This is a genomic window from Sandarakinorhabdus glacialis (assembly GCF_014643455.1).
Classification (GTDB): domain Bacteria; phylum Pseudomonadota; class Alphaproteobacteria; order Sphingomonadales; family Sphingomonadaceae; genus Sandarakinorhabdus; species Sandarakinorhabdus glacialis.
Window position 1 is genome coordinate 129,453 of the sequence record NZ_BMJM01000007.1, and the last position, 12,022, is coordinate 141,474.

The following is a 12,022-nucleotide window of genomic DNA, read 5'->3' on the forward strand; positions in this document are numbered from 1 at the left end:
TTGGCGGTGCGAGGCCGGGGTTCGGATCCATCAGGGTCCGCATCAGCAAATCGAAAGCTATTCAATGTCGAAGCGTCATAACAGCAAGTACAAGCTCGATCGCCGCATGGGCGAGAACATCTGGGGCCGTCCCAAGAGCCCCGTCAACAAGCGTGAATACGGCCCCGGCCAGCACGGCCAGCGCCGCAAGAGCAAGGTTTCGGACTTCGGCATCCAGCTGAAGGCCAAGCAGAAGCTCAAGGGTTACTACGGCGACGTGACCGAAAAGCAGTTCCGCGCCACCTATGCTGCCGCCGTGCAGATGAAGGGCGACACCTCGCAGAACCTGATCGGCCTGCTCGAGCAGCGTCTCGACATGGTCGTCTATCGCGCCAAGTTCGCGCCGACGATCTTTTCGGCACGCCAGATCGTCAACCATGGTCATATTTTGGTTAACGGTCGTCGCTGCAACATCGCATCGGCCAAGATCAAGCCCGGCGACACCGTCGAACTGGGCACCAAGGCCAAGGAAATGGCGCTGGTCATGGAAGCCCAAGGCCTCACCGAGCGTGAAGTGCCGGAATATGTGGCCGTCGAAGGCCCCAAGGCGACCTATGTTCGCGTGCCGTCGCTGGATGAAGTACCCTACCCGGTGAAGATGGAACCGAACCTGGTCGTCGAATTCTATTCGCGCTAAATCTGGCCGGCCTTCTGGCCTGCCATGACAAGAAACGCCGCGCCGGTTCATCCGGGGCGGCGTTTCTCGTTTAGGCCTGCTTCATTGCCAGTCGTGACCGAGACCGGAAATGTCCGCCTCTTGCCGCATCTTGCGCACACTGCTACAAATTGACCTACAGCGGCTTGGCCACTGTTTTTCGGGCCTTCGTCCTGTTGTCTGCAAAGACGATGTTTGTCGAAGCCACCCGGTCATAGCTACCCGGTCGAGATCGAGACCGGGCGACGTCATTTAGGGGCCTGATGATCGAGACGCCGTACATGCCAGTTGGAAACGCTCTTGCAGCGGCGCCAGCATGGTCGGCGGCTCCCCATGATCAGGCCGAGCTTTTCTGCCAGATCATCATAGTCCAGCCGGCCGCTTCGCGCCGTGCCGGCATCACAAATACGCGCCGCCGCATGTCCCCGACGGGACTCAGCCGCCGCGCCATGGAGCCATATCATGTCACTTCGCATGCTGATCGACGCCCGCCACCAGGAGGAAACCCGGGTCGCCGTCGTCAACGGGCAACGGATCGAGGAATTTGACTTCGAAGCTGCCGATCGCAAGCAGCTCAAGGGCAATATCTACCTCGCCAAGGTCACCCGCGTCGAACCGTCGTTGCAGGCCGCGTTCGTCGAATACGGCGGCAACCGCCACGGTTTCCTCGCCTTCAGCGAAATCCATCCCGACTATTACCAGATTCCCCGCGAGGATCGCGAGGCGTTGCTCCGCGAGGAGGCCGAATACGCCGCCGACCAAGACGGCGACCATCCCCATGACGACGAAGGCAGCGAAGGCGAGGAGCTCGCCGAAACCGGTGGCCAGCACGACGAACCGACCGACGCGCTACGCCGCAAGCGGCAATCGCTGCGCCGCCGCTACAAGATCCAGGAAGTCATCCGCCGCCGCCAGGTGCTGCTGATCCAGGTCGTCAAGGAAGAGCGCGGATCGAAGGGTGCGGCGCTGACCACCTATCTGTCGCTGGCCGGCCGTTATTGCGTTCTGATGCCCAACACCGCGCACGGCGGCGGCATCAGCCGGAAGATTTCCAACCTGGCCGATCGCAAGCGGTTGAAGTCGATCATGTCGGAACTGAAGCTGCCGACCGGCATGGGCGCCATCGTGCGGACCGCCGGGTTGAAGCGCAGTTCGGAAGATATTCGCCGCGATTTCGATTATCTGACGCGGCTGTGGGACGAAATTCGGGAAAAGACGCTGACCTCGTCGGCGCCGGCGCTGATCCATCAGGATTCGGACCTGATCAAGCGCGCCATCCGCGACATCTATCACCGCGACATCGAACAGGTGCTGGTCGAAGGCCCCGAAGGCTTTGCCGACGCGTCGCGCTTCATGTCGATGCTGATGCCCGGCCACACGCCCAAGGTCGTCGAATATTCGGACAATGTGCCGTTGTTCCAGCGTTTCGGCGTCGAACAGCAGCTCGAGGGCATGTACCAGCCGGTCGTCCAGTTGAAGTCGGGCGGCTATATCGTCATCAACCCAACCGAGGCGCTGGTGTCGATCGACATCAACTCCGGCCGCTCGACGCGCGAATACGGCATCGAGGAAACCGCCACCAAGACCAATCTCGAGGCGGCCGAGGAGATTGGCCGCCAGTTGCGGTTGCGCGACATGGCCGGGCTGGTGGTCATCGATTTCATCGACATGGAAGTTGGCGCCAACAACCGCCGCGTCGAAAAGGCGATGAAGGACGCGATGCGCCATGACCGCGCGCGCATCCAGATCGGCCGCATCTCGGCATTCGGGCTGATGGAAATGAGCCGGCAGCGCCTGCGCACCGGCATCCTCGAAGCCAGCACCCACATCTGCCCGATGTGCGAGGGCACCGGCATGGTGCGCTCGGTCGCATCGGCGGCGCTTGCGGCATTGCGTGCCCTCGAAGCCGAGGCGCTGCGTGGCCGCGCCTGCGAATTCACCCTGCGCGCCGGCGACGAAGTGGCGGTGTATATCCTCAACCGCAAGCGTATCGAGCTTGCCGAACTCGAGGAATTGTACGGCGTCACCATTGTCACCGTGCCCGACGAAGCGCTGATCGGGCCGAATTTTGCTATCGATGCCGGTGGTCCGCCGCCGACGAAGAAGGTCGAGATGCAGGCCCTGCCGGCGCCGGTGCGGATCGAGGACGATCCCGACGATTATGTGCCCGAGGACGAGGGCGACGAGGACGATCGCGCCGAGCGCAGCGAGCGTAGCGGCGGCGAGCGGAATGGTGATCGCAACGAGCGCGGCGGCCGCAACAAGCGCCGCCGGCGTGGCGGGCGTGATGGCCGCGATGACGCGCCTGTCGGCGAAGGCGGCGAGGAACTGCCGGTTTCCGAAGACGGGAATCGCGCCGAGATCGTTGCCGAGCCCGGTGAGACGCCGGCCGAAACCGAGGCCCGGGGTGAGCGCGAGGGCGGCGATCGCAAGCGGCGTCGTCGTGGTCGCCGGGGTCGCCGTGACGGTGCACCGCGCGATGCGGGCGAGACCGAAGGCGTCGATGCGCCGGTGGAAGCGCCGCTGGCGATCGCTGCGGAGCCGGACGAAGCCGACGCCAAGCCGCGGCGCAGTCGTCGCCGCAAAGCCGATATCGAGGCGGTGCCCGACCTGACGGCCGAGGCGGCGACCGAGGTGGTGACCGAGGTCGCTGCGCCCGAGCCCGAGCCCGAAGCGGTGCCGGTCAGCAAGGGGCCGCGCAAGCGCCCGAGCAAGACGGCGCGGCCTGTGCCGGTCGCGGCACCTGCTGCCAAGGCTGCGGAACAGGCAGCGCCGGTTGGTGAAGAGCCTGTCGTTAAGGCACCCGTCGTTGAGGCGCCGGTCGAGGCGAGCGACCCGGCCGAACCTGCTGCCAAGCCGCGCCGTGCCGGGCGCAAGCCCAAGGCCGAAGCCGCTCCGGCTGATGAAACCAGGGTGACGGTGCCGGCCAAGGCGGCAACGCCTGCAAAGCAGGCCGCTGTCAAGGGCGCCGCTGTCAAGGTCGCCGCTGCCAAACCCAAGGTGCCGGCGCGCAAGCCCGCAAAGGTGGCCGTTGCCGCTGCGCCGGTTGCCGAAGCGGCCGTGCCGAATGCCGATGCCGCTGCTTCGGATGCCGGCGCTGGCGCTCCGGAAGCCGGCGCAAGTGCGCCGCAGGGCGGCGGCAAAAAGGGCTGGTGGCAGCGTACGTTCGGATAACGCCTGATCTCCGGCGGCGGGAAATCGCTGCCGCCGGAGACTGGCTGTCAAAAAAGCCCAGCCTCGTCATGGGGAAACCAACCTTCGCCATGGTCAAGAAAGCGTTGCAGCGCCGCATCTGGCGCTGACGCCATTCAAGGGACTAAGTCCCCGTCATGAATTCGCACGTAAATCCTGGCCGGGTCATCCTCGTCGGCGCCGGCCCCGGCGCTGCCGACCTGTTGACCATTCGCGCCGCGCGCGCCCTCGCCCTGGCCGATGTCGTCGTCCATGACGGGCTTGTCGGCGGCGATGTCATGGCGCTGGTCCCTGCCGGCATACGGCTCGTATCGGTTGCCAAGCGCCGCGATCGCCACACCATGCAGCAGGACGCGATCGGCGACCTGCTCGTCGCCGAGGCGCGCGCCGGCAATGTCGTGGTGCGGTTGAAGGGCGGCGACCCGTTCATTTTCGGCCGCGGCGGCGAGGAAGTCAGCGCCTGTGTCGCGGGCGGTGTTCCCGTCGAGGTGATCCCCGGCATTTCCTCGGCGCTGGGGGGTGCCGCGGCGGCGTTCATGCCGCTGACGCACCGCGACCATGCCTCGATCGTCAGCTTCGTCGCCGGCGAATGCCGCGGGCTCGCCAATCAGGACTGGACCGGGCTGGCGGGCAAGGGCCGTACCCTGGTGATCTACATGGGCGTCACCGGCGCCGACCGGATCGCCGAAAAACTCATCGCCGACGGCCTGTCGCCCGATACGCCGATCGCCATCCTCGAGCGCGCCACCCAACCCGACATGCGCGTGCTGCGCTCGGTGCTTGCCGATCTTGGCGGCGCCGTGCTGCGCGAACTTGTCAAATCCCCTGCCCTCATCATTGTCGGCGATGTCGCCACGCTTGGCGCAGACGCCCTGACCAGCATCACAAAGGCCGTACCATGCCCCGTATCCTGACCGGTAACCGCCTTGAAACCGGCGATGTCCTGTGGTGGAACGGCTCCGATTGGAGCACCCAGATCAAGGACGCCGTCGCCCTTGGCGAAGAAGGCGATGCCCTTGTTGCGCGGCTGGTCGCCGAGGAGCGGATCAACGATCCCGTGCTCGTCGACGTGACCGGCGAGCCCGGCGCCTATGTCCCGACCACCACCCGTGAGCGCGTCCGCGCCTCGGGGCCCAGCGTCCGCGCCGACCTCGCGCGCGGCAGCCTTTCGACGGAAGTCATCTGATGTATCGCTACGACCAATATGACCAGGCCATCGTCGATGCCCGGGTTGCCGAATTCAAGGAGCAGGTGGGCCGCCGCCTGCGCAACGAGATCACCGAGGACCAGTTCAAGCCGCTGCGGCTGATGAACGGGCTGTACCTGCAGCTCCACGCCTATATGCTTCGCGTCGCGATCCCCTATGGCACGCTTTCGGGCACGCAGATGCGGATGCTGGCGCACATCGCGCGCAAATATGATCGCGATTACGGGCACTTCACCACACGGCAGAATATTCAGTACAACTGGATCAAGCTCGAGCAATTCTCTGACCTGCTCGACGATTTGTCCAAGGTCGAAATGCATGCCTTCCAGACCAGCGGCAATTGCATCCGCAACATCAGCTCGGACCAGTTCGCCGGCGCCGCCGCCGATGAGCTCGCCGATCCGCGACCCTACGCCGAATTGCTGCGCCAATGGTCGACGCTCCACCCCGAATTCAGCTTTTTGCCGCGCAAGTTCAAGATCGCCGTCATCGCCAGCGACACCGACCGCGCTGCCATCCAGCTTCATGATATCGGGCTGCAACTGCGCAAGAACGACGCTGGCGACCTGGGTTTCCGCGTCTATGTCGGCGGCGGCATGGGCCGCACCCCGATCATCGGCAAGATCGTCCGCGACTTCATCCCGGTCGGCCAGTTTCTGAGCTATTCCGAAGGAATCCTGCGGGTTTATAACCGCTATGGTCGCCGCGACAACATCTACAAGGCGCGCATCAAGATCCTCGTTACCGAACTCGGCATCGAGGAATTCACCCGCCAGGTCGAAGCCGAATGGGCGCAGCTTGAGCCGCTCGGGCTGGATGCACCGCAGGCTGAATACGACCGCATTATCGCGCAGTTCAGCGACCCCGAATATGACCTGACGGCGACTGATACGCTCGACCTGTCGGATCCGGATTTTGCGATGTGGGTGGCGCAGAACGTCCATGCCCACAAGCAGCCGGGCTATGCGATTGCGACGATCAGCCTGAAGCCCAAGCGCGGAATTCCGGGTGATGCCTCGTCAGCGCAGATCGACGTGATCGCCGATCTGGCCGAGAAATATGCGCACGACGAAATCCGCGTGACGCACAGTCAGAACCTCGTGCTGGCGCATGTCCGCAAGGCGGATTTGTATGCGTTGTGGCAGGCGCTTGATGCGGCTGACTTGGCGACGCCGAACCTCGACCTGGTGACCGATATCATCGTCTGCCCGGGCATGGATTATTGCACTTTGGCCAACGCCCGTTCGATCCCGATCGCCCAGAACATTGCTGCCAAGTTCGAGAATAACGTTGCCGAACAACGCGATATCGGCGAACTGAAGATCAAGGTGTCGGGCTGCATCAATGGTTGCGGGCACCACCACGCCGGCCATATCGGCATCCTCGGCGTCGATAAAAAGGGCGAGGAAGCCTATCAGCTGCTGCTCGGCGGATCGGGTGCCGAAGACGCGTCGCTCGCCAAGATCCTCGGGCCGGGCCTCGACGAAAACGGCATTGTCGCTGCTGTCGACAAGCTGATCGCCTTCTACCGCACCGCGCGCTCGGCGCCCGAAGAGCGGTTTCTCGACACCTATCGCCGCCTCGGGCCGGCACCTTTCAAGGAAGCCGTCTATGGATAACCAGGATCAAAGTGCGGTTGCTGGAGCACCGTCGCCGGCGCTCGACGATACGCCGGCGCTGCTGCGCTTTCGCGACGATGCACCGTTCGAGAGCCCGATTGCACCCCTGGCGGATTTTCTCGGTGGCGGCAATTTTGCCGCCGTGCGGGTCGATCCGGGCGAGAATGCGCGCGACCTGATCCCGCATCTGGGGCGGTTAAAGCTGATCGAGGTGGCGTTTCCGAAGTTTCGCGACGGGCGAGGTTATTCATCGGCCAACATCTTGCGCGAGGCTGGTTTTACCGGCGAAATCCGGGCGGTGGGCGATGTGCTGGTCGATCAGATCGGCTTCATGCGCCGGGTCGGATTCGACAGCTTTGCACCCGATGCGCCGCTCGATCCGGGCGTTGTCCAGGCGACGCTCGACCGCTATCCCTATGTTTACATGAAGTCCGCCGACGGCAAGACGCCCGTTTGGGCGCTGCGGCATGGCTGATCTGGCGCGTCAGCTCGACACGATTGAAACGACGCCGCCGTTCGGCGCCGACGACGTCGTGCGGCTGACGGCCAAATATGAGGGCGTGTCGACCGAGGCGATGCTGGCCGACTTGCTCCACGGCGAGTTGAAGGGCCGGGTGGCGTCGGTTTCGTCGTTCGGCAGCGAGTCGGCGGTGTTGCTGGCGATGGTCGCCGATGCCGACAAGGACGTGCCGGTGATCTTCATCAACACGCAGAAGATCTTTGGCGAGACGCTGGCGTATCGCGATGAACTGGCTGAAAAGCTTGGCTTTACCGATTTGCGGGTATTCCGGCCAGACCCGCGTTTGCTCGCCGCCAAGGACGCAACCAGCCTGCGTTGGAGCTTCGATCCGGATGGTTGCTGCGATCTGCGCAAGGTGGAGCCGCTGCGACGGGCCTTGGCGCCGTTCGACGCGTGGATTTCGGGGCGCAAGGGATTCCAGGCCGGGCGTGGGGCGCTGCCGCGCTTCGAGATCGATGAGGGCCGGTTGAAGGTCAACCCATTGGCGGATTGGACGCGCGAGGCGATCGATGCGCGGTTTGGGGCGGCGGGTTTGCCGCGGCATCCGTTGGAGGCGCAGGGTTATCCCAGCGTTGGGTGCGTGCCATGCACGTCGCAGGTTCAGCCGGGCGAGGATCCGCGGTCTGGGCGGTGGCGGGGTTGGGACAAGACTGAATGCGGGATCCACGATCCGGCGTTTTGAGGGGATTTGCGGCGTTTGGGCGGCGTGTCCTGGGAAAGAGGCCGGGTTGTTGACGGGTGGTTTGCGCCTCGGGATGGGGTTTTGCCGGACTGTTGGCGGCAATGTTTGGGGGATGGCCCTTTTTTCTGCGGAGGCGGTGCCTGTTCTGGATGCCAGCCTTCGCTGGCATGACAGTTTTGGTCAGGTGAGTTCTGTCGCGCCGCAGTCGCCTAGCCAATTGTAGATTGCGTCGTATTCGGCCGGCGGGCGGGTGGCGTCTTCGGCGTCGCCTGGCGGCACGAAAATGATCATGCCTTGGCGGGCGCGGGTCAGGAGGACCCGATAGGCGTTGCGGACATAGTCCGCGCGGCCGAGTTCGTCACTGTCGCCGTGTATCGCGGTCCAGCGGGTGCCGCGGAAGGCGCGAGCTTCCCATTTGTCGATACGGCGGAGGTTGAGATCCCAGGCGACGCAGGTCCAGTCGAGTTCGAGACCCTGGACGTCGAATTCGGTGGCGGCGTCTTCGAGGGCGTCGGAGGAGCGGACGTCCTCGACGGGGTTGAGGAACCAGTTGCAGACGTCGACTTCGGCCTTGACGTAGAGGCCCTCGGGTTTGAGGCGGAGGGCGTTCGAGGAGGCCAATAACCCGGCGCGTTCGCCGGCGCGGCGTTTGGCGCGGAGCCGGGCGCGGGCGGTGGCAAGGTTGCGGGTGCGGAGGACCGGGAAGTCGCTGGGGCGCGGCAGGGTGGCGAGTGCAGCGCTGCTGTTTTCGCCAAGGACGGCCGCGACATAGGCGGAGACGGTTTCGGCGCGGAACGAGCGGATCGAGACGGCGAGGTGGAGCTCGGGTTCGGGGTTGGGCACGCGCTGTGACAGGTGCCAGCGCAAGCCGGCATCGAGCGATCCTTCTTCGAGGAGGTGCGGCGGGAGATGGACTTCCCAGTGGCGCAGGTCGCCTTGCAGGGCGCGGACCCATTCGGAGACGCCGGCCTCGCCGCGATTGATTTCCTGGCCCTCGCCGATGAGGCAGACGACGACGCACCAGTCGGGGTGGCGATCCATGACCGAGAGCAGGAAAGCGGGTTCGGACATGTCGAAGCCGGCCTGGCCGCGTTTCTTGCGCATGAATTCGGCGGTCTGCTTGCGGTCCCAGGCGCGCTGGGCTTCGTCGAAGACGACGACGTGTTCCGACGGGATGGCACCGAGCAGATATTCGTCGCGGAAATGATGGACGTTCTGGACGAACTTGTCTGGGGAACGTTCGGCGAGGTGGCGGGCGTCGCCATCGCCGGCGACGGGGCGGCCCTTGCGAGCGCGGACGTCGCGTTTGAGGGCTTCGCGGAGGACATCGACGAGCGGGCCGTTGCCTGAGAGGAAGGTGGCGTCTTCGCCAACATCCTTGGCCATGCGGCCGCAGGCGATGTTGAGGCCGGCGAGGGTCTTGCCGGCGCCGGGAACGCCGGTGACGAAGCAGATCGCCTTGCCGCCGTTGGCTTTCATGCGATCGACGACGGCCTCGATGGCGGCGGCGGTGCGGGTCAGGTTTTCGGCGCCGGCTTCGGAGCGCGAGATTTCGGTGACGGCGTGGCCGCGGTAGAGGGCCTCGGCGGCTTCGATGATGTTGGGGGTTGGGCGGTAGCCGCCGCTGGCCCATTCGGCGGCATCGAAGGGTGCTGCGCCGCCGACGGCGATCATGCGCTGGATGGTGGGGAGCACGTCGCCGACGCCCAGGCGGATGGGTTCGTGGACACGGTCGTCGGCCCAGAAGCCGAGGCCGAGTTGCTGGGGCGGCGCCTCGGTCGAGATCAGCAGCGGCACGATGGCCTTGTCGTGGCTGGTGACGTGGAAATTCTTGAGGTCCAGCGCGTAGCCATGGACTTGCTCGATTGCGTGGCGGGGGAAGCTGCGCTCGCCGACCTTGTATTCGAGGACGAAGACGAGCCCGCCGGCGACGATAATGGCGTCGGCGCGGCGGCCCATGCGGGGGATCGCGAATTCGAGGAAGATTTCAGCGGTCGGGAGTTGGGCGCCGATGAGCTGGAGGTGGTCGATTTCGACTTTCCAGGCGCCGCGCTGGGCGATTTCGGCAGCGAAGGGGAGTGCGTTGGTGAGGGCGCCGAGGATGGCCATGGGGTCAGCGGTGGCGAAGGTCGCGCCGCTGGCTTGGTAATAAGCGCGCTGCATTTGCTGGGCGTGCCAGGTGTGGGCGGGCGCGGCAAGGGGGTTTTGGCAGAAGTCGCGCCATTATGGGTGTTGTGGTGCGGCGGGTGAAGAAAGATCCCCTCTCCCGGGCCGCGAAGACGCGGCTCTCGACCTCCCCCCAGCGGGGGGAGGTGAAGCCTCATTTGGCGAGATTTCGTGCACCCTCACCCGGCGCGCTGGGGCACGTCTCGCCTCTCCCGCGGGCGGGAGAGGGGGGATCAGGCTGCTTTGGGGGCGCTTTCCATGACGCCGGCGTCCACGTGATCGGCGAATTGTTCGAAGTTGGCGATGAACATGTTGACTAGGCCCTTGGCCTTTTCGTCGTAGGCGGCTTTGTCGGACCAGGTTTCGCGGGGGTTGAGGATCTTGGCGTCCACACCCGGCACGGCGACGGGGACCTGGAAGCCGAAGTTGGGATCGGTGCGGAATTCGCCGGTCTTGAGGGTGCCGTCGAGCGCGGCGTTGAGGAGGGCGCGGGTGGCCTTGATCGGCATGCGGGTGCCCCGAAGTTCTTCAGGCCCGCCGGTGCCGGCGCCGCCGCCGGTCCAGCCGGTGTTGACGAGCCAGACGTCGACGCCGCCCTTGGCGATGCGTTCCTTCAGGAGGTTGCCGTAGACCGATGGGTGGCGCGGCATGAAGGGAGCGCCGAAGCAGGTGCTGAACGTCGCGTCGGGTTCGGTGACGCCGATTTCGGTGCCGGCGACGCGCGCGGTGTAGCCCGACAGGAAGTGGTACATTGCCTGTTCCGGCGTCAGCTTGCTGATCGGAGGCAAGATGCCGAAGGCATCGGCGGTCAGCATGATGACGTTGTCCGGCACCGGGCCGAGGTTGTCGGCGCTGGCGTTGGGGATGAAGTCGATCGGGTACGAGGCGCGGCTGTTTTCAGCCAGGCTGTTGTCGTCGAGATCGATGACGCGGGTGACCGGATCGATGACGACGTTCTCGAGCACGGTGCCGAAGCGCTGCGTCGTTGCGTAGATTTCGGGCTCGGCTTCGGCCGACAGGCGGATGACCTTGGCGTAGCAGCCGCCTTCGAAGTTGAAGACCGCCGTGTCGGACCAGCCATGCTCGTCATCGCCGATGAGAGTGCGCGAGGCGTCGGCCGACAGTGTCGTCTTGCCGGTGCCCGAAAGGCCGAAGAACACCGCGGTGTCGCCCTTTGGCCCCATGTTGGCCGAGCAATGCATCGGCATGACGCCCGACAGCGGCAGCAGGTAGTTGAGGATCGAGAAGACGCTTTTCTTCATCTCGCCGGCATAGGAGGTGCCGCCGATAAGGATGGTCTTGCCTTCGAAATCGACGGCGACGATGGTTTCGCTGCGGCAGCCGTGGCGCGCCGGGTCGGCCTTGAAGCTGGGCAGGTCGATGATCGTGTATTCGGGCAGGAAGTCGGCAAGCACTGCGGCTTCCGGACGCACCAGCAGCGTGCGGATGAACAGGCTGTGCCAGGCGCGCTCGGTGATGACGCGGACTTTGACGCGATGCTCGGGCTGCGAGCCGCCGAACAGGTCCTGGACGAAGACATCCTCCTTTTCGGCAAGGGCTGCCTGGAAATCGGCCTTGATGACGGCGAATTGGGCGGGGGAAATCGCCTTGTTGGTCTTGCCCCACCAGATCGCGTCCTCGGTGACGGCGTCGCGAACGATGAACTTGTCATTGGCGCTGCGGCCGGTGTGCTGGCCGGTTTCGACGACAAGCGCGCCGTCCTTCGACAACAGGCCTTCGCCGCGCTTGACGGCGAGTTCGACGAGCGGCGCGGTGCCGAGGTTCCAGTATTGGGTGGCGGCGGTCGGATAGCCGAAGTCGGCGAGGCCGTGCGCCGAAGCCATCCGGGAAGCAATCGATGATGGCACGAGCCAATCCTTCTTTAACAGCCGGCGGCCGAAACCACCGGTAATGACAATGGCCGACGTTGCGGCCTGCGATC

9 protein-coding genes are annotated in these 12,022 nt (G+C 65.0%); 7 read left to right on the plus strand and 2 right to left on the minus strand.

What is annotated here, in order from left to right; genetic code table 11:
• Positions 1-64 precede the first annotated feature (64 nt).
• From rpsD to IEW98_RS11250, 7 genes are all read left to right on the plus strand, one after another.
• Positions 65-676: a 30S ribosomal protein S4 gene (gene rpsD, locus IEW98_RS11220; RefSeq protein ID WP_188763043.1), complete on the plus strand. Its 612-nt coding sequence runs from the start codon at positions 65-67 to the stop codon at positions 674-676.
• 480 nt (positions 677-1,156) lie between these two features.
• Positions 1,157-3,868 carry an Rne/Rng family ribonuclease gene (locus IEW98_RS11225; RefSeq protein WP_188763044.1) on the plus strand — a complete coding sequence of 904 codons (2,712 nt, stop codon included), beginning with the start codon at positions 1,157-1,159 and terminating at the stop codon, positions 3,866-3,868.
• Between the two features lie 155 nt (positions 3,869-4,023).
• The gene (gene cobA, locus IEW98_RS11230; RefSeq protein ID WP_188763045.1) at positions 4,024-4,800 is read left to right on the plus strand and encodes a uroporphyrinogen-III C-methyltransferase; all 777 of its coding nucleotides are present in this window, start codon (positions 4,024-4,026) and stop codon (positions 4,798-4,800) included.
• Positions 4,785-5,072, plus strand: a complete 288-nt coding sequence (locus IEW98_RS11235) for a DUF2849 domain-containing protein (protein ID WP_188763046.1) — start codon at positions 4,785-4,787, stop codon at positions 5,070-5,072. The genes cobA and IEW98_RS11235 overlap by 16 nt, the downstream gene beginning before the upstream one ends.
• Entirely contained in the window at positions 5,072-6,712 is a 1,641-nt protein-coding gene (locus IEW98_RS11240; protein WP_188763047.1) for a nitrite/sulfite reductase, read from the plus strand. Before IEW98_RS11235 ends, IEW98_RS11240 begins: the two co-directional genes overlap by 1 nt.
• Positions 6,705-7,187 (plus strand): DUF934 domain-containing protein, encoded by a 483-nt coding sequence (locus tag IEW98_RS11245; protein WP_188763048.1) that lies wholly within the window; start codon positions 6,705-6,707, stop codon positions 7,185-7,187. The genes IEW98_RS11240 and IEW98_RS11245 overlap by 8 nt, the downstream gene beginning before the upstream one ends.
• On the plus strand, positions 7,180-7,914 hold the full coding sequence (locus IEW98_RS11250; RefSeq protein ID WP_188763049.1) for a phosphoadenylyl-sulfate reductase: 735 nt from the start codon (positions 7,180-7,182) through the stop codon (positions 7,912-7,914). Before IEW98_RS11245 ends, IEW98_RS11250 begins: the two co-directional genes overlap by 8 nt.
• A gap of 180 nt (positions 7,915-8,094) precedes the next feature.
• Here IEW98_RS11250 and IEW98_RS11255 read toward each other — a convergent pair whose 3' ends face one another.
• Complete coding sequence (locus tag IEW98_RS11255) at positions 8,095-10,023, minus strand: DNA/RNA helicase domain-containing protein (protein ID WP_243450709.1); 1,929 nt, start codon at positions 10,021-10,023, stop codon at positions 8,095-8,097.
• Positions 10,024-10,313: 290 nt separating this feature from the next.
• Positions 10,314-11,924, minus strand: a complete 1,611-nt coding sequence (locus IEW98_RS11260; protein WP_188763096.1) for a phosphoenolpyruvate carboxykinase — start codon at positions 11,922-11,924, stop codon at positions 10,314-10,316.
• Between the last annotated feature and the right edge of the window lie 98 nt (positions 11,925-12,022).

Coding starts and splice junctions, on each gene's coding strand:
- rpsD (WP_188763043.1), top strand. CDS start 65: ATGTCGAAGCGTCATAACAGCAAGTACAAGCTCGATCGCCGCATGGGC.
- IEW98_RS11225 (WP_188763044.1), top strand. CDS start 1,157: ATGTCACTTCGCATGCTGATCGACGCCCGCCACCAGGAGGAAACCCGG.
- cobA (WP_188763045.1), top strand. CDS start 4,024: ATGAATTCGCACGTAAATCCTGGCCGGGTCATCCTCGTCGGCGCCGGC.
- IEW98_RS11235 (WP_188763046.1), top strand. CDS start 4,785: ATGCCCCGTATCCTGACCGGTAACCGCCTTGAAACCGGCGATGTCCTG.
- IEW98_RS11240 (WP_188763047.1), top strand. CDS start 5,072: ATGTATCGCTACGACCAATATGACCAGGCCATCGTCGATGCCCGGGTT.
- IEW98_RS11245 (WP_188763048.1), top strand. CDS start 6,705: ATGGATAACCAGGATCAAAGTGCGGTTGCTGGAGCACCGTCGCCGGCG.
- IEW98_RS11250 (WP_188763049.1), top strand. CDS start 7,180: ATGGCTGATCTGGCGCGTCAGCTCGACACGATTGAAACGACGCCGCCG.
- IEW98_RS11255 (WP_243450709.1), bottom strand. CDS start 10,023: ATGGCCATCCTCGGCGCCCTCACCAACGCACTCCCCTTCGCTGCCGAA.
- IEW98_RS11260 (WP_188763096.1), bottom strand. CDS start 11,924: ATGGCTTCGGCGCACGGCCTCGCCGACTTCGGCTATCCGACCGCCGCC.